We start from the raw sequence: 20,882 nt of genomic DNA, 5'->3' as shown, positions 1-20,882 counted from the left end.
ACTTAAGCCTGAAATGTAATGTTGGTTGTTACGACTTATTATAATATCTCAGTATAAAAATACAACTTAGCAAGCACTAACAGCACTAATTAAATGTTAAGTCTTGTAATTTTCGTAATTTAGACCTAATTAATAATGTACGTTACTTATGGCAAAGTCTCTTATTGAAGACACACAAGAATATGTTTTTAACCTATTAACCGATAAGCTTCCAAACACGTTTATATACCATAATTACACACATACGCAACGTGTATTAAAAAGTACAAAAGAGCTCATAGACAATTCTGAAATCACCAAAAAAGAAGCTGAAATATTAGAACTTACAGCTTTACTACATGACATTGGTTACACTGTGAGTTCTGAAAACCACGAGGAAGAAAGTGTAAAGCTTGCAGAAGCTTTCTTAAAAGAAAAAGATGTTGATGACAACATCATAAAAGCTGTTTCGGATTGCATAATGGCTACTAAATTTGATGAAGAGCCAACCAATAAACTTGAAGAAATTATAAGAGATGCTGATGCTTCTCACTTTGGTAAAAAGTATTTTGATGAGGCTAGTGAATTTCTTAGAAAAGAACTTGAGTTACGTGGTATTAAAAATTACTCACCAGCTGAATGGCGTGCAGAAAATATTAAGGTTCTAACAGAACATAATTTTTACACAGAATATGCGCTAAAAAACTGGCAACCTCGAAAAGAAAAGAACCTAGCCAAATTAATGGGCAAAAAGAAAAAGCGTAAAAAGAAACTTGATGTTGAAAAACTTAAGGCTAAATACAAAGCACAATATAAAAACGAAAGCCCAGAACGTGGTGTACAAACCTTTTACAGAACAGCTCTAAGAAATCATATTAAACTTAGTGATATTGCAGATACAAAGGCCAATATACTACTATCGGTTAATGCGATTATTATTTCGGTTGTACTTGCTAATCTTATTTCTAAGTTAGATACCAATCCATACTTAACGTGGCCGACAGTTATATTTTTATCATTTTGTGTTATCTCAATGGTATTATCAATCATTGCTACACGACCAAATGTGACAAGTGGTGAGTTTACCAAAGAGGATGTAGAAAACCAAGAGGTAAATCTCAGTTTTTTTGGCAATTTCCATAAAATGGAACTAAAAGAGTTTGAATGGGCTATTGGAGAAATGGTAAAAGACAAAGACTACATCTATAAGGCGCTTACAAAAGATCTTTATTTTTTAGGTAAAGTTTTAGAACGGAAATATAGACTATTACGCATTACCTATACTGTATTTATGATAGGAATCATAATCTCTTTAATATCCTTTGCCATTGCGGTAAAAGATAATCCTAACGTAAATATTGAGGATGTTTTACCAGAAACTAATACCGAGACTGGTTTTATAAATTCAAAAAAAGACAGTAGTATCAACTTTATGATTTAATGGCATCCATTAAATCATTGTAGGTGTAGAAATTTTTATCATCATTTTCATTATGATATAAAATACTTACCCTTAATGCTTTTAAACCTGTTACACCTTGTAAATCTTCTAGCTCTAAAATTTCTAAGTCTTTATCTAGGATATTTTTCGATTGAAGAAAACTAACATATCTTTTGTATTCTTCTTCATCTTCTTTTTGAGAATATACAATAGTTAATTTCCCTTTTTCGGTAATACGCTCTTCGGTTCCTTTAATGAACGCCTTATCTACTCGCTTCTTTACAACCTCGTAACGCGCATTGTAAGTACCATCTACATCAAAACGCTTTTCGTCCATTCTAAAACGAATAGAAAGCGGCTGATTAAAGACCAATACCATTGATGCGACATCTAAGCTTATAGGATATTCATGCTGGTTTTGATAATAAGAATTTTCCATTTCGCACATAACCTGTAATTGCCATAATCTTAAGTTATAGAGATAAATCATATTAAAGCTATCTTGCTTTGTAATAGACTCACCTATATACATGTTATGCTCAACACCATCGGTTTTAAAACGTTCAAAGAAATGAGGATACATTTTTTGAGCTTCGGCTTGTTTTTCATCAAGTAAAGAAGACATGTTGGTGTTTATTAACTTTACAGTATCGTCATAATGCTTTCGGTAAAAATAGATAACATTTAAGTCTTCATCTATTTTACTGAAATAATCTTCTATATCTTCTTTAAGTTCTGGTTCGGTTTGTGCAATCAACTCAAAAACAGGTTTAACCTCATCTCTTAAAAACACAGTAATTGCATGCTCGCTATCTACTTTAAAATTTGTTTTTAAATCATTACAATATTCGTTAACCTGAAACTTAATTTGCTCTAATATTAGCAAACTTTTCTTTTGAAGTGTTTTATTCAATATTTTCTCTGCTAAATTTAATTGAAGCGATAAGTCCTTTTGTGTCGCTTCATTTCTAGCATTAGATGAACCTTTGACATCTATTTGCCCAAAGAGTGGATAAACATTATCAAAAGTAATCTTTTTGAATGTTGGTGATTCACCTGTATTATATTCAATCTTTATGTAATTTCTGGCCTCTTGGACAAACTTCCAATGCACACTTGGATGAATAGATGTACATTCTTTTTGAATAATTGCCTCTATTAAATTCTCTTCTTCATTTTTAGAGCGTTCAACAGCAGAAACGATATAAGGCATTACATCAATAAGCTTATTCGCATTAATACTATTTAGCACCTTAGGTTCTTTAGACACAATTTCTAAAATTCCCATTAAACCCTCATCATTTGCAATTGGAGCAAAAATGGCACTTTTATAACCTTGCTCGTGTAGTACTTTAACATGAGGTGCTTTTCCTTTAGAGCGCTTATATATTTTTTCTACATCAGAAATTGAAAAGTATGTATTCTCCTTTAACAATCTGTTATATGACCATTTACAAAGTGCATCTTCACAAGGCACTCGTTCTTCTTTATTCAACAAGAAGCTATTCATACCTGCACCATAAACACGCTCAAAAGCACCCTCTTCTTCATTGTAAATAGAAAAACCTACTTCAATATTTTTAAAACCAAATAAGGATCTGAAAATTTCATAAAACCCTTGCATAAAGCTTTCGTCTTTACGCTTATCTTCTGCTATTAAAGAGGATTTTATGTTAGAAATAGACTGGTCATCAGTTACATCAAAAATATTTGAAATAACGAAACCTTTAAACTCATAACTGTTAGGAGGAAACTTCTCTTTCCAAAGTTCTAAATTTTCAAAATTATCTAGTAATTCTTCGTAATCTTCGTAAGTGATTTTTGGAGCATTATCTTTTGGTATAATTTCTACAAAATCTGCATTATATAAGATTTTATAAAATCTTGTTATACCATTAGCGTCAGGAATTTCGTAAAAGAAAGGACGCTTAAAATTTAAGTTATATCCGTAACAAAAGTTAAGGATTATGGTACAAGCAATAATATACCTTTGGTCATCAGGCATATTTTTTATTTGTAGTTCAAACCCTTCTCCTGCAGTTTTTAAAATAGACTGAAAACGTTCTGAAGAATTGAAAATTATATCCTGAAAAGGGACAGATGCTGTCTTTATTTCATTATGAGTTAAAACTGGACTAAACGCATCTTGAAGAATACCCTCAATCTCCTTCTCATAAGTCTTAAGCAAGTTTAAATCGCTAAACCCTTCTCTCAACACAGGATTATTATCAGCAATTTCTAGAACACGACGTGCATTAGCAACAATAAAGTCATTATCAGTTTCAACTAATTTCTGATACTGATTAAGCAACTTATTAAAGCTTACCTTAATGATAAAAGGCGAATCAATGTTGTCGTTAATGTCCAAACCGTAATTTTTTTCTATACGCAAAGTTACAAATATTTAAGGTAGTCGTTTCTGTTTAGACTACCTTACATACAGTTTGTTACATATAAGTAGACTAATTAAGCTTTTTTATACTTATCGCAAAACCACCACCTTCAGCTAATTTCACACTTAGCTTAGAATTCTTAGAAACACCTATCTTTTCAATAGTAATATCATAAGGATTATTATCCCAGTGAGCGTCTTCACCATCTTTGTAAATAATAGCCTCATACTTTTGGTTCTCATCTAAAAAGTCGAAAGTTAAATCTAGTGTTCTTGAATTTTCATCTGTAATACCACCAACAAACCAATTACCTGTTTCACGCTCTTGCCTAGCTATGGTTACAAAATCACCAACTTCGCCATTTAAGACTTTGGTTTGTTGCCAATCTACTCCAACATCTTTTATAAATTGAAGTGGCTCTGGGTTAGCTTCGTAATGCTCTACCAAATCTGCTGCCATTTGTATTGGGCTATAAATCACAACATACAATGCCAATTGCTGAGCAATAGTTGTGTTTACTTGATTGTTTGGTTTGTATTCGTCAAATTTAATATTGAAAATGCCAGGTGTGTAATCTATTGGACCTGCCAACATTCTTGTAAAAGCAACTATTGGCAAATGCTCTGGCGGATTACCACCATCACTTGACCATGCATTAAATTCTTGACCTCTCAAACCTTCTCGAGAAATGATATTAGGATAGGTTCTTCGTAGACCTGTTGCTTTTATTGGCTCGTGTGCATTGACTGCGACTTGATATTTAGCTGCTTTTATCGCTGCATTGTTATAGTGATTTACCATATACTGTCCGTGGTGAAATTCTCCTTTGGGAAGTATCTTACCAACATAACCAGATTTTACCGAATGCATACCATACTTCTGCATTAAAGCATAAGCTGTGTCCTGTTGCTTGGTATATGTTTCAGTGGCTGCAGAAGTTTCATGGTGCATTATGATTTCTACACCTTTTTCTTTAGCATATCTTGTAACCTCATCCAAATCGTAATCTGGATAAGGAGTAACAAAATCGAATACACCTTCTCGATCTTCAAAACCAATCCAATGTTCCCAACCAGTATTCCAACCTTCAACTAGGACACCTCCTATATTATTTCTTGCTGAAAAATCTATAAAGCGCTTTACATTTTCAGTCGTTGCTCCATGTTTTCCGTGTGCTCCTCCTGTGTCTGTCCATGTGCTCATATTTTGAGTCATTCCGTAATCCCAAGACGATTTCCCTAAATGCATTTCCCACCAAACTCCTGTGTACTTCATTGGTGTAAACCAAGACATATCATGTATTTTAGTTGGTTCATTAAGATTTACAATTAAGTTAGAGGCAATTAAATCTGGAGCATTATCTGTTATCTGAATAGTTCTCCAAGGTGTCTTAAAGGGTATTTGACGTTTAACTTTATATTCTTTATTATCAGAACCAACCAAGATGCTTTCAAAACTTAAATTATCGGTATCTACGCCAAGTGTCATTCCTGAATAATCTACTAAACCTGCTTCATGAAAACTTAGATGCAGTCCATCATCACCAACCAAAGTTACAGGTGTATTTACCGCATTATTTGGAATACTTGTTTGAGCTAAATCCTTATGATTTGCAAATTGCAAGGCGTCTATTTCAGAGAGCTTTGTTGTGTTATACAAGTGTTCATAAATATCCCAATCTCCTGGTATCCAAAATGTTTTGTAATCTTGAGTAAGATTGAATTGTGTTTTTTCTTCTTTTATTAAAGCTTCTGTCCAACCATCTTGTTGTTGAAATTCGTATCTAAAACCAATACCATCATCATGCACTCTAAACACAACATTAACAGACCTTTCAGTATCCTTTTCAACTAAAAAAACAATCAGTTCATTATACTCATTTTCTACTTTCAGTTGTTCTCCCCAAGGCATTTCCCAAGGGTCATTTTTTGAAACTGTTCCAAAAGCTTTAATCTCAAAATTGTCTTTCAGTGGTTCTGCATCTAAAAACTCAAATCCTAAAAAAGAGGTATCTACTACAACTTTATTTTTAAATAGTACTTGATATGTTGGTTCACCCTTTTCAGTTAGGTTAAAATTAACCGTTATAGCTTCATTTGGAGAACTGATACTTGCTTTCTTGAGTGACGAACTACAAGCAACGATTAGAATTGCTATTGCTATTAATAAAAGTCTTTGTTTCATGATGGAATGTTTTGATTTTACACTGTAAAGTTTCAAAATTAGACTTTATGTGTTTTTGTTTTAATGCCTTTCAATAAGTACAATATCGAATTCAGAATCTACAGTTATTTTTCCGTTTTTTACTATTGCCTCTATACCTGAATATGCATCATGAAGTTTATCACCTTCTTCAAAAATTTCGGAAACGTCAATCATTTTTTTACCTTTTGGCAGATCTAAACCTACCACTACTAAATCTTTAAAGTCTCCTTGTTGATAGTTTCTATAAAACAAATAAGGTTCTTGAGTTATCATTTGGTGTATACCTGCTCCGATTGCAGGATGATGCTCTCTAAATTTACCTAATTTTTGCCAGTGCTCTAAAACTGCTTTTATTTTTTCATCTGAATTTACAGCTTCCCAATTCATAAATGAACGTAATGTTGCATCACCTTCTGTGTCTTCTACAACTAAAGATCTAGCAGATTCATCACCATAATACACTTGCGATGTTCCTGGCGACAAAAGAAGCTTGTTTGCTGTTTCAAACGGTTTTATTCTCGAAGGATCAAAAGGACTACCGTCATCATGAGAACTTAAATAGTTTAAAATACCGAAGCCATTTAATTCATTATTCAATATATCAGAATATCTTTTAAACAGGGTTTCGTAGTCGCTTTCTTTTGCATTCCATTTGAATTCAAAATTGATTTGCTCAGTAAACATGTCATCATAATAGTTCACTTTTTTATCACCATAATCAAACATTTTTCCACCGCTAATACCATAATTGTACACCTCGCCTACTAAATAAAAATCATTATCGTCTAGAACTTTTTCTGGGTTATTTTTTTTGTATTGTGCAAAAGCATAATCACATTCTTTTTTAAATTCCTCCCAAACATACGCTTCGGTATGCTTTACAGTGTCTGCTCTGTAGCCATCTATACCAAACTCAGTAATGTAATCTGTCAGCCATTTCATGATATAAAAACGTGGCGCTCTTGGATGGCCAGTACGTTCAAAAAATTCATCTAATTCTTTTACTTCTTGTTCGTAACGTCCTTCTGCTTTCCACTTTTCTGCTAACTGAGGAGGTAATTCTACATTTTCGTTGCTATCAGTTTTAATGTCTGGTAAATTTTTTACCAATGTACAAGTCACTGTGTTTTCGTAATTATCATACTTACATTGCGGACTTGTTCTTACCCAATCCTCTGGCCAAACAGGATCTTTTTCAGTAACAGGACCTGTGTGGTTAATCACTGCATCTAAAACAACGCGAATACCTTTATTGTGAGCAGCTTTTACTAACTCGTGTAAATCTTCTTTTGTGCCATAATTTGGGTCTATGTTTGTCCAGTCCTTAGTCCAATAACCGTGAAAACCATAAGTAACTCCAGTGCCTTCGTCTGTACCTCCGTGGATTTGCTCTACAATTGGTGTCATCCAAATGGCATTGATACCTAAATCGGTGAAATAGCCTTCGTTGATTTTTTGGGTGATGCCTTTGATATCACCACCTTCAAAACCTCGAAGTTTTCCGGTTTCTTTAGTTCTGTCGAAGTTGACATCATTAGATGTGTCTCCATTATTAAAACGATCTGTCAACAGAAAATAAAGATTAGCTCCTTCCCAATCAAAAGGTGTTTGCTTGATAGTTTTTTCTTGAGTATTAGCCTCCACTATATCTGAATTTTGATTGTTTTTACAGCCAAATATTGAAAAGATTAAAACTAATATTACTAAATTTTTATACATTACTTCTTAATTAAAATTTTGTATTCCCAAGGCTCAAGTGAAAACAATTGACCTGTAAGTAATATTTCCTCATTAATAAAAAAGTCTAAATACTTTCCTCTACTAACTGAAATCACATTACTTTCATCAGAAAAATTAGCAACAAACAATAGGGTCTGTCCATCTTTAGAACGCTCAAACATTAAAACATCTTTTTGAGTATCCAATCGTTTATAAGATGCCGCGTTTTTCCCACCATTTAATGCTGGATTGGTATTTTTTAATTCACCTAACTTCTTTAAATAATCAAAATATGCGCCTTTTCTTTTAGGAATTGAATCTTTTTCGAAAAACTTTAAGCGATGATCCATGTCGTACTCTTGACCACTGTAAATCAATGGCATACCTGGTTTAGCATAAGTTAAGGCTGTAAAGAGTTCTTTTTTGTCACCCATTCGTTCTTTTATTGTTCCATTCCACGAGTTTTCATCGTGGTTTGTAATAAAGTTCATTAATATATCGTCTTCATCATAGTCTTTGTTGATTTTAGCTATGTAAGCATCAAAATCTGCAACTGACTTTTCGCCTTTTGCCATACCATTCATTGTATGATGACCATCCCAAGCGTAAGCCATATCAAATAAATCGCCATCCAATAATTCTGGTTCCCAAGCTTCTGCTAACATAAACACATCTTTCTCACTTCTTAATTTAGAAATGGCTGTTTCCCAAAAATCTAACGGAACAGAACCTGCTACATCACATCTAAAACCATCGACACCTTCTTCTTTTACCCAGTACATCATATCCTCAATCATTTCTTTACGCATTTCTTGATTGTCATAGTTTAAATCTGCAACATCTGTCCAATCCGTTCCTTCTGGATGAATGACTTCACCTTTTTCATTTTGCGTGTAATACTCTGGATGGTTTTTTAACCACTCATGATCCCAACCTGTGTGATTTGGAACCCAGTCTAAAATGACATAAATGCCATTATCGTGAGCGGATTTAACCAATTCCCTGAAATCTTCTTTGTTACCAAATTCAGGATTTATTTTGGTAAAATCCGTTACAGCATAATAACTTCCAAGGTATTTAGCTTGTTCTTCTTCTGGAAATTCTGAAGCAAACTTCCCTCCTTCAGCCTTTCTTTTGGTTTCCGAAATTGGGAATACTGGCATTAACCAAATTACTTTTACACCCAACTCTTTCAATATTGGAATATCCTTGGTGAATTCATCAAAAGTACCTTCTGGTGAATATTGACGAATATTAGCTTCATATATTACAGCCGTTTCTAAAATCTCATTTGAAATCGGTTCAATTTCAACACTCGTTTTTGGCTCGTCTTCAATTTTCGTTTCTTTTTTTTCTTCCTTGCAACTTGCAAACAGAGCAATTGCAAAAAATGTAAATATTAGTTTTTTCATGATTACTTTAATTTAAGTATGAATGATTCTAAAGGTTTTATATCTATTCTCACTTGGGCTTTGCCGTTTTCAACTTTTAGGTTTGAAGTATAACTCTTATACAACTGGTCTTCAACTTGATAGTTACCATCTTTCAACTTCAATTTTGAAATCAAATCTTCTGGTAATTGCAATTCAAAACCATAGGTGTTTTCTGCATTAAAGTTTGAAATTACAATTAGTTTTTCGTCTTCGCTCCAACGTGAAAAACTTAAGACTTTATCATTATACCACTCAGTATGTTGCTGATTGTAATGTTGCAAATCTTGATAGTCTCCCATTAAAGCATCACTGCTAATCGTGAAGTTTAATAAGCGCTTGTAAAAGTCTCTCAATGATTTTTCATCTTCGGTAGATTGACCACCATCAAACTGTTTGTTGTTTACCCAACGTACAACGCTTGGCACACTTCCATAATCGAAAATCGAGGTTCGTGTTGGGTCGCCAAAACCTAAATCTTCTTCGGCTTTTTCTCCAAACTCCTGACCAAAATATACCATTGTAGGCGATGTGCTTATGGCTGCAGACACCACCATTGCTGGCTTTCCTTTTTCAGCGTTACCTGCAAAATCTGGACTCGCAATACGCTGTTCATCGTGATTTTCTAAAAAATGAAGCATATGGTGCTCAATATCTTTTAAATCCTCTTGAATTGGCGGAATGTTGTATGTACTGCCGTGACCTTGCATAACGTGTTTTAAGGTGTCATACAATTGCACCTTGTCGTACAGGTAATCCATTTTTCCTTTTTTGATGTAATCTCTGTACAAATGTGGTTGGTAAACCTCAGCTAATAGAAACGCATCAGGATTCTGCATCTTGATGTGCGAATTCATATAACTCCAAAATTCCACAGGCACCATTTCTGCCATATCAAATCGGAAACCATCAACACCTTTGTCTGTCCAATACAAGGCGATATCTTTAAACTTTACCCAAGAACTTGGTACGGTTTTGTCTTTCCAAAAGTTATAATGTGCTTTATAATCTTCGTTATCGAAACCTTCAGGCAATTCATCAAAATCCTTTTTACCTTCTGGATTTATTCCGTAGTTAACTTTTACAGTTTCGTACCAATCGTTCATATTTGGCTGCGACGCTCTTGAACCATTACCTGTCCATTTTGCAGGAATTTCCTCAAACTTACTATCAGATTTTGGGTGATTTTCGCCTCCCAAAGGTTGGTAACCGTTTTCCCAATTTGGTACTTTAAATGGTTCACCTGGATTGTAATAAAAGTTATTATTGACTGTGTAAGTCACGGCTTTGTCATCTTCCGCTCCAAAATCTGTTACACCTTCAGGATTTGTTAAGCTTTGATAGTTTCTCGCCACGTGATTTGGCACAATGTCTATTAAAACTTTTAAACCTGCGTTGTGCGAACGCTCAATTAAGGCTTCAAACTCTTGCAATCTATTCTCAACATTTTCGGCTAAATCTGGATTCACATTGTAATAATCCTTAACCGCATATGGCGAACCTGCACGACCTTTTACAATATCTGGATCGTCGTTAGAAATCCCAAATTGAGTATAATCCGTAATAACATCGTGATGTGGCACACCTGTGTACCAAATATGTGTCACTCCTAAATCCTTAATTTCAGCAAGTGCTTTATCCGTGAAATCGTTGAATTTACCAACTCCATTTTCTTCTAAAGTTCCCCAAGGTTTATTGTTTGTATTGGTATTTCCGAATAAACGTGTAAAAACCTGATATACGACTTCCTTCTTTTTCATTACTGATTTAGTTTCTTCGGTTTTTATAGTTTGTTTTGGCTCATTTTTACAACTAAAAAAAAGCGTTACAAGTAAAATTAGAGCAATTATATATTTTGAACGCATTTTATTTGCTTAGTTTTATTTTAATTTCTTTTTCTGTCGAAGTATCCCAAGTCACATTGAGCGTTAGGGTTTTATATTTTGAATTATAAGTTCCATTAACCTTTTCTTTACCTATTTTGATTTTCTTCGGCTTGTTCTGAATGTTATGAATAGTTAAAGCAATCTCTCTTGTTGTGGCTAAATAATTTTTTCCTGTTTTAGCTTCAAACTCAATTTTTAACCAATTGCCTTCAACTTCAGCTTCAAATTCTAAAACCTGATAGTTGTTATTTGCTATTGGATTGGCTGTTTTTCCATCATCAAAGTAAAGCTCTCGCTCAGACTCTTTCACAGAATCATCGTGATAATACTGTAATTGAAATGTGCTATCATCATAATCTTCTGTAGTTTGAACCATATCTGTTAATGGAATAAAAGCACCTGCTCTTACGTAAACCGGAATGAAATCTTCTCTCAATTGTACGGTTTTTGTTGTTCCGCCTTCGGTAATATTATCCGTTTCAATATCGAACCATTTTGAGCCTTTTGGGAAGTATACCTCCTGTTCTTTTTTACCTGCTTCTAAAATTGGCGAGACCAAAATATCATTTCCCCACAAATAGGCTTTTGTATAATTGAATAATTCAGGATTGTTTGGTTCTTCAAATAAAAGCGGACGCATTAAAGGCTTGCCATATTTATGGTTTTTGTACACCAAATTATAGTTATATGGTAATAGTCTGTAACGCATTGCGATAGCAAAACTCGCTAATCGCTTGGCTTTTTCACTTCTATAAATTGGCTCGCTTGGCACATCTTCTTGCGCGTGAGGTCTAAAAATTGGGTTGAAAGCTCCATACTGCAACCAGCGCACATACAATTCGTCATCTAAATTAGCACCTGCAAAACCACCTAAATCACTATGCATATATGCCAAGCCTTGCATTCCCATTTGAAGCGCAATTTCTGGTTGACTTTGCAATCCTCCCCAAGTTCGGTTAACATCGCCAGACCAAGGCACCATTCCATAACGTTGACTACCAGAATAACCTGCTCGCATTAAAATAAATGGTCTTGTTTCTGGGAAATCGCGTTGATAGCCTTCATGAATTAATCGTGCCCAATCGTGGCCGTAAATGTTATGCACTTCGGAAGCATTACCTGTATGATGTTGTACCCAATCTGGATGCACTTCTGGCTCTCCTAAATCTCCCCAAACACCAGCCACACCTTTGTTGGCTAAATCATTGTAAATATTCCAAAACCATTGTTCACCTTCTGGTTTGTAAATATCAATTATGCCAGTGTTCCCGAAGTAAAAATCATATCTAGCATCATTTCCTAAAGAATCTTTAGCTAATATATTTTTAGCCACTGCCTCATCCCATTTTTTTGATGTGGTTAATACAAATGGCTCTGTAATAGGAATCGTTTTAACACCAATGTCATTGAGGCGTTTTACCATACCTTCAAAATCTGGGAACGAGTCTCGGAAGACTTCCAAATTTCCCATAGTGCCTTTAAGCTCTTTTCCGAACCAATACAAGTCTAAAATAATAGCATCTACAGGGATTTTTTCTTCTTTGAATTTAGCTATGGTTTGTTCAACTTCTTCTTGCGAATGGTATCCAAATCGGCTTGAAAAATTACCCAAAGCCCAACGAGGTAGCATAGGTTGCTTTCCTGTGAGATTGGTGTAATTATTCAGCATATCGTACCACGATTCTCCTACGATGATTTGATAAGTTTTACGACCAGAAACGGTTTCGTAAGTTAAGGTGTTATCGCCTTTGCTATCTAAATCCAAATACCCAATTGGCGCATTGTCAAAGTGAATCATATATTGATTGGAAGACAATACGATTGGCATTGTATAGTTCATCAATTCACTATGTGTTTCGTAACCATAATGCGCTCTATTGAACAATGGCAAACGATGTCCTCTACGATTCATTCCCAAAGCTCTTGCACCACCACCATACAGTACTTCTTCTTTTGATAGGTTGAATTCGATTTTTTCTGTGGAATCGGCAACGATATTGCCTTTTACCATATCCATTGGTTCGTGCTTACTTTTGTAGTAGCCACGTTTTTCGGAAGTGATGAGTTTGTCTTTGTAGTAATATGAAATTTGGAAAGGGTCTGTAGTTACTTTTACTGAAAAGTCCTCTGTTCCAAATTTGATGTCATTACCAACGTAACTGTAATTTGTTTTAACTACTTCAGGTTGAAGTATTACAGCGTGAGAATCTCTGTTATATTTTTCGTTTGCTGGAATAAAACTTGTTTCAATAATTTCTGACGTATAAAACTGAAACTTATAGGTGCCATCGTTAGTGACTACCGAAAAAATTCCTTTTTCTTCATTATGCGATTGGTATTTTCGGTTTGAGTTTTGTGCAACTACTGAAACCGTTATGAAGAAAATTGAGATGTATAGGATGATGTGTTTCATATAATTTAAAATAGATTCCGCATCAAGTGCGGAATGACAAAACCGATTAATTATTACCCAACAAAAACAATAAAGGTTGGTCTAACCTTGCATTCCAAGAATTTTCAGAATGGTCCGTACCTTCAAAAAACAAGTTCTTGGCATCGTCTTCTGTATATCCTTTTTGTTTTAAAATAGCGTCAACTCTTGGTGCGTATTGTGGATAATGTTCGTCTAAAGTTTTGTTGCCGTAATCAAAGTACAATTTGTGTTGTCCTGCTTGCGGCAACTTGGTTTGCATATACTTAAAAATCGCATTTGGATAAGGGTTATTATCCATTGGCATTGCACCAACCCAATGCGTGGATATACAGGCTGCACCACCAAATACTTGTGGATATTCACTAATGGCATACATAGACATTAAACCTCCCATACTAGAGCCCATTACAAACGTGTGTTCTTTATCTTTATGAACTGAATACATGCTATCAATGGTTGGTTTTAATTCTTCAACCAAAAACTTTAAATAATCATTCCCGCTAAAATTAATTTTAGCATCTCCATTTTTAGCTTTCAAGTTATCCTTGTCTTTTTGAGATAAAAACTCGTGAGCGTTTTCAGGAAAAAGGTCAAACCATCGAATGTTTGCAATGTTATAAATTGCTACAACAATAAAGTCTTTAGTTTTTCCTTCTGAGATTAATTTTGAAGCCCACTCATCTACTTTCCATTCTTGCTTGTTCCAAGTTGTGGTACTATCAAACAACATTTGACCATCGTGCATATATAATACATTGTACTTTTTGTCTTCGGAATAGTCTTCTGGTAGCCAAACATCAACTGGTCTTGACTTAATGTATTCTGACGGAAAATCTTCTACTCGCAACAATTGTCCTGAAGCTAGTTTGGCATCTTCAACAGTTTTGAATTCAACTATAGATTGCTCTTCTGTTTCTTGGACTGGTGTTAGTGTGTCTTGATTTTTAGTGTTCTCTTTACATGAAAAGATTAACAACAGAACTAATATTGATAGAGAATTAAAGCTTTTCATAACTATAATTTTGTTGTTAAAAGTGTAACACCCTTCTCTTTTAACTCAATGACTTCGCCCCATTTTACCGTTTTGCCAGTAATTACATTTTTAAGCGTTTTACCTTTTAATCCCATTTCCTCTTGATAATTAAGATCTATCGTAATGAGTTCTTCGTTCTTGTTTAGAATTAAAACAACGGTTTCATCTCCTAATGTTCGGTATAAAAAGTAAGTACCCACAAATGGTGCAAAATGCACAGTTTTTCCGTCGTGTATAGCTTTACTATTTTTTCTGTAATTAAATAGCTTTTTAATGAACGTCTGCATGTTTTTCTGTTCATCTGTTAAGCCTTCACCAGTAAATGCATTCACTGTATCACCTTCCCAACCACCAGGAAAATCAGTTCTAATTAAACCATGGTCACCAGGTTTTTCAAAATCGTCCATTAAGATTTCAGTACCGTAATACATCTGCATAATTCTTGGCATTACGGCATATGTTGCCATTGCCATTTTGGTATTGGTAATATCGCCATCTAGTTGCGTAAAAATGCGACTCATATCGTGGTTGTCTGGAAACACCATAATATCTTTTGGACTCGCATAATGAAAATCATTAGCCAGACCTTCGTAGATTTTTACCAATCCTTTGTTCCAGGATTCTTCTTCCTTTATTCCATCTACGACATTTTGCTGCATTGCAAAATCCATGGAAGATCTTAGGTTAGAATCATATCCATCTCTATTATTGGCCCCTTTTTGCCAATACCCAATTAATAACGGATTGTAGCTCCACTCCTCACCGACAATACTAAAATTTGGATACTCAGTCATAATGGCTCCTGCCCAATCACTCATAAAATCCTTGTCTGGATAAGGATAAGTGTCTTGACGAATACCACCAAGTTGAGCAGTTTCAATCCACCAAATACTGTTTTGAATAATGTACTTGGCCATAAATGGATTTTTTTGATTTAAATCTGGCATTGTAGCCACAAACCAACCTTGAGACATACCGTCATGGTCGGCTTTTGAAGCATAAATATCTTGATTTGTTGTACGTCTATGATTAGAGTTAATTGTGAAATCATTGCCCCAATTTTCTATGTTTTCCTCGTAATTGTCTTGAAGATTAATCCAATCCTTAAATGGTAAATCTTTCATCCACCAATGGTATAAGCCACAATGGTTAGCAACTTGGTCCATTACAAGTTTCATTCCTTTTTCTCTAAGCTTAGCTGATAGTTCCTTATATTCTTCTAACGTTCCAAAACGAGGATCAATTTGATACAAATCCGTAACAGCGTAGCCGTGATACGAACCACGTTTCATATCGTTAGTTAATAAAGGTTGTGGCCAAACTGCTGTAAACCCTAAATCGCTGATGTAGTCTATGCGAGACGTAATCCCTGCTATATCGCCTCCGTGTCTTGCATAATCATCACTTCTATTAATGGTTTGCTCCTGCAATTGTGGCTGCCCTTCGATACCAGCAGGTGTGTCATTAGCAGTGATACCATTAACAAAACGGTCTGGTGTAATAAGGTAAATAGCATCAGAACTATCGAAACCTACATAATCTTCTGCTGATTGTTCTCTGGCTTTTAACTCGTAGGTTTGCGTTAATTCGTTACCATCATCTTGTTTAAAAACAATATTGAATTTACCTGGATTTGTACTTTCAGAAATTTCTAAATCTAAAAACAGATAGTTTGGACTATCACCTTTGTGGACTTCTTTAAGTGTGATTCCTGATTTAGAAATCTCTACTTTAGCATTGCCAATATTAGGATGTTTAACCAAAAGTTGAAGCGATTTGTTTTTGAAACCTGTCCACCAAAAAGGCGGTTCAACTCTCTCAATGTCATTCGCTTCAACTACTGGTTTATCTTCAGTTTCAGTCGTAGTAGAATCTGCCTTTTCTTTACAAGACCACATTAAAACGATTGAAAATAGAGTTATAACTAATGATAGTTTCTTCATAATTAATAAGTTTAATGTTCTTGTAAAACTTAGCAGCTTAAACTGTAACTAAGTTGTTTGGCGAAATGGTTACGTTTTCACCATTTACTACTATTTGTAAATCTTGGTCTCCATCAACTTCAAAGTGTGTTTTACCTTGATTAACGATAACCTTTAAGATTTGATTTCTAAAATTTACTTTGAATGAATAGCCCTCCCATTGCTCAGGAATACGAGGTTCAAACGTTAGCATATTATCCTTAACACGCATACCACCAAAACCTTCTACAATACTCATCCAAGTACCAGCCATTGATGTGATGTGAAGCCCTTCGTGTACTTCGTGGTTGTAGTCATCTAAGTCTAAACGTGATGTTCTTAAATAGAACGTGTACGCTTGCTCCATTCGGTCTAACTTCGCTGCCTGGATACTGTGAACACAAGGTGACAACGAACTTTCGTGAACCGTAAATGGTTCATAAAAATCGAAATGACGTTCTAATTCTTCAGTTGTAAAATGGTCTTCAAAGAAATAGAATCCTTGCAACGTATCGGCTTGCTTAATGTATGGCGAACGTAAAATTCTGTCCCAAGACCACTTTTGGTTGATTGGTCGTTGCGATTTGTCTAAATCTGCCACAGTGATTAATTCCTTATCTAAGAAACCGTCTTGTTGCAAGAATACATTGTGCTCTTCAGAATGTGGGAAGTACATATTATTTGCCACTTCTAACCATTCTTTAACTTCAGCTTTAGAAAGTTTAGCTTTATTCATAACACGTGTGTAATCTGTATTATAATCAGCTTCAACCTTATCTATGCATTCTGCAGCATATTTTATACACCACTGCGCAATGTAGTTGGTGTACCAGTTATTGTTAATATTATTTTCGTATTCATTTGGACCAGTTACACCAAGAATAACATACTTGTTTCTGTATGTTGAAAAGGTTGCACGTTGGTGCCAGAATCTTGCAATTCCGATTAATACTTCTAGTCCCATTTCTGGTACATAACTAAAGTCACCTGTATAACGGAAATAGTTGTAAATAGCGAATGCTATCGCACCATTTCTGTGGATTTCTTCAAAGGTAATTTCCCACTCGTTATGGCATTCTTCACCATTCATTGTTACCATTGGGTATAAAGCTGCACCATTTTTGAAGCCTAATTTTTCGGCGTTTTCAATGGCTTTTTCCAAATGCTTATATCTGTAGGTTAACAACATTCTGGCAACGCTTTGGTCTTTGGTTGCCATATAAAATGGAATACAATATGCTTCGGTATCCCAATAGGTACTTCCACCATATTTTTCGCCTGTAAATCCTTTTGGGCCTATGTTTAATTGTGGGTCAGTACCTAAATAGGTTTGATTTAAATGAAAGATATTAAATCGAATTCCTTGTTGTGCTTTTAAGTCGCCATCTATGGTAATATCTGCCATATCCCAAATCTTAGCCCAAGCTTCTTTTTGAGATTCTAACAAGTTTGAAAAACCAGCATTTACGGCTGTATCTAAAACAGAACTTGCTGCGTTGATTAATTGATCTTTATCGTGATTTCTATCTACTGTGTAACCACCAAATTTATGAATAGAAACAGTTTCACCTTGCTTCGCATCTTGAGTATACGTAAATGCTATTTTGTTTGACGTTTTATCAACCTCTGCATTTGCTTCAACTAAAGTTCCATTAAGAAAAATTCGAGATTCCATAAATGTACACGTATGAAATTCGGTCTTCATCGTTTTGGCTTTGATGAATGCTTTTTCACCATCTTGAACCACATCTTGCGTATCCCAAAACTGGTCGTCCCAGTTGGTGTCCTCATTCGTAATTCCACTATCTAAATACGGTTGAAACGTTACCTTAACATTAGAATTTAGTGGTTTTACTTCATAATTAATCGCTCCCACTTCATCTTCAGTAAGACTTAGGAAACGTTTTACATTAACTTCAACCTCTACATCATTCTGAAGTGTTGCTGTAAAACTTCTAGATAGCCAACCCTCTTTCATATTAAGCTCGCGCTTAAAGTTTTCAACCTTTTTACACGTATGCAGGTCTAAGGTTTCGTCATTGATCATAACGTTGATACCAATCCAGCTTGGTGCATTTAACACCTTAGCAAAATACTCTGGATAACCGTTTTTCCACCAACCTACTCTAGTTTTATCTGGATAGTAAACACCTGCAATGTAACTCCCTTGAAACGTAGGTCCGGAATACCTCTCTTCAAAATTGGCACGTTGTCCCATTGCACCATTTCCTAAGCTAAAGATACTTTCTGAAGCTTTAACTTTGTTTGGGTCAAATCCTTCTTCGATGATTGACCAAGCGTTAGGTATGATATAATCTAAGTTCATTTATTTCCTTTTTTAGCCAAGAACAAAGGCTTATTTTTTATTCGTTTATAAGTTTCTCTATAAATTCTTCTGAAATTTCTGTGAAATCGTTGAAGACATATTTGGCGTGACCCAACACATCCTTGCTACCAATACCAATAGATATCATATTAGCCACATTTGCAGCCTCTACACCAGCAACTGAATCTTCAAAAACGATGCAGTTTTCTGGCGCTACATTTAACAGTTTTGCTGCTATTAAAAACACTTCTGGGTCTGGCTTTGCTTTGGTAACATCATTACCATCTACAATAGCATTGAATTGTTCTTTTAGATTAACGCGCTCTAAAATGGTTCTGGCGTTTTTACTTGCCGAACCCAGAGATATAGGTTGATTATTTTCACTTAAAAAATTGAGTACTTTTGGTACATCTGGAAGAATTTCGGATTCGTCCATTTTAGCAATATGACTTAAGTAATCTTCATTTTTCTTAGCCATTTGCGCGTTAAAATCTTTTTCTGAAAGGGTTTTATTTCCCCAAGCTAAAATCTTTTCAAGCGATTTTACTCGGCTAACCCCTTTTAGTTGTTCGTTTTCTTCTTCGGTAAAGTCTATACCTAAATCGTTGGCTAGTTTTTTCCACGCCAAGAAGTGGTATTTTGCGGTATCTACTATAACACCATCTAAATCGAATATGAATCCTTTAGTGTTCATTTATTTAGTTTTCTGATTGATAAGAAATAGCACTTCTATTAGTTATTAGAAGATTACAAAGTCCTGCAATAACTAAACTAAGTCCAGCTACAGTCATTGCGTTAATAGCTTGCTCACCTAATAATCCTGACACAAAGTTGATTCCGCCAAGTGCAGCTATAATTTGTGGGATTACAATGAACATATTAAATATTCCCATAAACATACCCATTCGTTTTGGGTCCACTGAACTCGATAGCATTGCATAAGGCATTGAAAGAATACTTCCCCAAGCTAAACCTATGAGCAAAAAGCAGTATTTTAAACCCTCTGGCGAAGCATAGTTCATTAAAAGGAATCCTGCTCCTCCCAAAAAGAGTGAGAACATATGTACATACTTTCTGTTAATGCGTCGTTTAGAAGTATACAACACCAACAACAACGCAAAAGCCATAGATGACAATCCATAAACTCCCATTGCTGAACCCACAAGATTAGATGATTTTTGAAATGCAGTATTTGCTATATCGTAAGCTTCCTTATCTGCAGGCACACTCATATCGAAATTCGCTTCTACAGGTGCAGGCGTTTCAAATACGTGTTCTGTTAGTGCAGGATTTGCCAAACTCCACATTGTAAAAAAGGCAAACCAGCTAAAAAACTGGATAACACCTAATTTCTTCATCGTAATTGGCATATTACCTACATTATTGATAATATCTGAAACAAAACTGTTCTTCTCTTTTTTCTCTCTTTCAAAAGCCTCCATATCCTCTGGTGGATATTCTGTTGTAGTAAATACCGTGTAAAGAATACTTAGTAAGAAAACAAAAGCACCAATAGCAAATGCTACTTTAACTGAATCTGGAACAACTCCCAAATCTGCTGAATCACTTACACCCATCTTAGATACCAGCCAAGGTAAATTACTCGCTACCCAAGTACCAATACCAATAATTAAGGTTTGCACAACAAATCCATAGGTTCTTTGCGACTCGTGCAACTTGTCTGCAACTAAGGCTCTAAATGGCTCCATAGACACATTGATTGATGCATCAAGAATCCACAAAAAACCTGCAGCAACCCACAAAGCAGGCGAATAAGGCACAAAGAATAAGGCTATAGAACTTAAAATGGCCCCAACAAGAAAGTAAGGTCTACGACGACCAAAACGAGAGTGCCAAGTTCTATCACTCATATAACCAATAATTGGCTGAACAAGTAAGCCTGTTAAAGGTGCTGCAATCCACAAAAGTGGAATTTCATCTTTACCTGCGCCTAGCGTTTGAAAGATACGCGACATAAAGCCACCTTGTAAAGCAAAACCAAATTGAATTCCAAGGAATCCGAAACTCATATTCCAGATTTCCCAAAAACCGAGAATGCGCTTTTTCATTAAATA

The 20,882-nt window shown here is 35.0% G+C and carries 12 protein-coding genes; 1 reads left to right on the top strand and 11 read right to left on the bottom strand.

The window, feature by feature from the left end; genetic code table 11:
* Positions 1-148: 148 nt before the first annotated feature.
* Positions 149-1,420, top strand: a complete 1,272-nt coding sequence (locus ACXAFS_RS03980) for a Pycsar system effector family protein (protein WP_475305450.1) — start codon at positions 149-151, stop codon at positions 1,418-1,420.
* Here ACXAFS_RS03980 and ACXAFS_RS03975 read toward each other — a convergent pair.
* The 11 genes from ACXAFS_RS03975 to ACXAFS_RS03925 form a co-directional block, all read right to left on the bottom strand.
* Complete coding sequence (locus ACXAFS_RS03975) at positions 1,410-3,788, bottom strand: GAF domain-containing protein (protein WP_475305911.1); 2,379 nt, start codon at positions 3,786-3,788, stop codon at positions 1,410-1,412. The two genes, ACXAFS_RS03980 and ACXAFS_RS03975, sit on opposite strands and share 11 nt — an antisense overlap.
* Before the next feature lie 94 nt (positions 3,789-3,882).
* Positions 3,883-5,997 (bottom strand): glycoside hydrolase family 97 protein, encoded by a 2,115-nt coding sequence (locus tag ACXAFS_RS03970; protein WP_475305448.1) that lies wholly within the window; start codon positions 5,995-5,997, stop codon positions 3,883-3,885.
* Between the two features lie 60 nt (positions 5,998-6,057).
* The gene (locus ACXAFS_RS03965) at positions 6,058-7,737 is read right to left on the bottom strand and encodes an alpha-amylase family glycosyl hydrolase (protein ID WP_475305447.1); all 1,680 of its coding nucleotides are present in this window, start codon (positions 7,735-7,737) and stop codon (positions 6,058-6,060) included.
* The gene (locus tag ACXAFS_RS03960) at positions 7,737-9,149 is read right to left on the bottom strand and encodes an alpha-amylase family glycosyl hydrolase (protein WP_475305446.1); all 1,413 of its coding nucleotides are present in this window, start codon (positions 9,147-9,149) and stop codon (positions 7,737-7,739) included. The genes ACXAFS_RS03965 and ACXAFS_RS03960 overlap by 1 nt, the downstream gene beginning before the upstream one ends.
* Before the next feature lie 2 nt (positions 9,150-9,151).
* Positions 9,152-11,032, bottom strand: a complete 1,881-nt coding sequence (locus ACXAFS_RS03955) for an alpha-amylase family glycosyl hydrolase (protein ID WP_475305445.1) — start codon at positions 11,030-11,032, stop codon at positions 9,152-9,154.
* Between the two features lies 1 nt (position 11,033).
* Positions 11,034-13,466, bottom strand: coding sequence for a TIM-barrel domain-containing protein (locus ACXAFS_RS03950; protein ID WP_475305443.1), 2,433 nt, complete (start codon positions 13,464-13,466; stop codon positions 11,034-11,036).
* 46 nt (positions 13,467-13,512) lie between these two features.
* Complete coding sequence (locus ACXAFS_RS03945; RefSeq protein WP_475305442.1) at positions 13,513-14,499, bottom strand: alpha/beta hydrolase; 987 nt, start codon at positions 14,497-14,499, stop codon at positions 13,513-13,515.
* Positions 14,500-14,501: 2 nt separating this feature from the next.
* Complete coding sequence (locus ACXAFS_RS03940) at positions 14,502-16,463, bottom strand: glycoside hydrolase family 13 protein (RefSeq protein ID WP_475305441.1); 1,962 nt, start codon at positions 16,461-16,463, stop codon at positions 14,502-14,504.
* A 37-nt stretch (positions 16,464-16,500) separates the two neighbouring features.
* A complete protein-coding gene (locus ACXAFS_RS03935) occupies positions 16,501-18,807 on the bottom strand; it encodes a glycoside hydrolase family 65 protein (protein ID WP_475305440.1) in 2,307 nt (768 codons plus the stop codon).
* Positions 18,808-18,844: 37 nt separating this feature from the next.
* Positions 18,845-19,501 carry a beta-phosphoglucomutase gene (gene pgmB / locus ACXAFS_RS03930; RefSeq protein ID WP_475305439.1) on the bottom strand — a complete coding sequence of 219 codons (657 nt, stop codon included), beginning with the start codon at positions 19,499-19,501 and terminating at the stop codon, positions 18,845-18,847.
* Between the two features lie 4 nt (positions 19,502-19,505).
* Positions 19,506-20,876, bottom strand: a complete 1,371-nt coding sequence (locus ACXAFS_RS03925) for an MFS transporter (RefSeq protein ID WP_475305438.1) — start codon at positions 20,874-20,876, stop codon at positions 19,506-19,508.
* Between the last annotated feature and the right edge of the window lie 6 nt (positions 20,877-20,882).

This window comes from Winogradskyella sp. ABM4_392, from assembly GCF_056160445.1.
The sequence above is the reverse complement of the archived record's forward strand: the minus strand, read 5'-3'. Positions and strand labels throughout refer to the sequence as shown.

Bases quoted from the DNA above. Each gene is read 5' to 3' on its own strand.
- ACXAFS_RS03960 (WP_475305446.1), bottom strand. From the start codon at position 9,149: ATGAAAAAACTAATATTTACATTTTTTGCAATTGCTCTGTTTGCAAGT.
- ACXAFS_RS03965 (WP_475305447.1), bottom strand. From the start codon at position 7,737: ATGTATAAAAATTTAGTAATATTAGTTTTAATCTTTTCAATATTTGGC.
- ACXAFS_RS03925 (WP_475305438.1), bottom strand. From the start codon at position 20,876: ATGAAAAAGCGCATTCTCGGTTTTTGGGAAATCTGGAATATGAGTTTC.
- ACXAFS_RS03955 (WP_475305445.1), bottom strand. From the start codon at position 11,032: ATGCGTTCAAAATATATAATTGCTCTAATTTTACTTGTAACGCTTTTT.
- ACXAFS_RS03945 (WP_475305442.1), bottom strand. From the start codon at position 14,499: ATGAAAAGCTTTAATTCTCTATCAATATTAGTTCTGTTGTTAATCTTT.
- ACXAFS_RS03950 (WP_475305443.1), bottom strand. From the start codon at position 13,466: ATGAAACACATCATCCTATACATCTCAATTTTCTTCATAACGGTTTCA.
- ACXAFS_RS03940 (WP_475305441.1), bottom strand. From the start codon at position 16,463: ATGAAGAAACTATCATTAGTTATAACTCTATTTTCAATCGTTTTAATG.
- ACXAFS_RS03980 (WP_475305450.1), top strand. From the start codon at position 149: ATGGCAAAGTCTCTTATTGAAGACACACAAGAATATGTTTTTAACCTA.
- ACXAFS_RS03935 (WP_475305440.1), bottom strand. From the start codon at position 18,807: ATGAACTTAGATTATATCATACCTAACGCTTGGTCAATCATCGAAGAA.
- ACXAFS_RS03970 (WP_475305448.1), bottom strand. From the start codon at position 5,997: ATGAAACAAAGACTTTTATTAATAGCAATAGCAATTCTAATCGTTGCT.
- pgmB (WP_475305439.1), bottom strand. From the start codon at position 19,501: ATGAACACTAAAGGATTCATATTCGATTTAGATGGTGTTATAGTAGAT.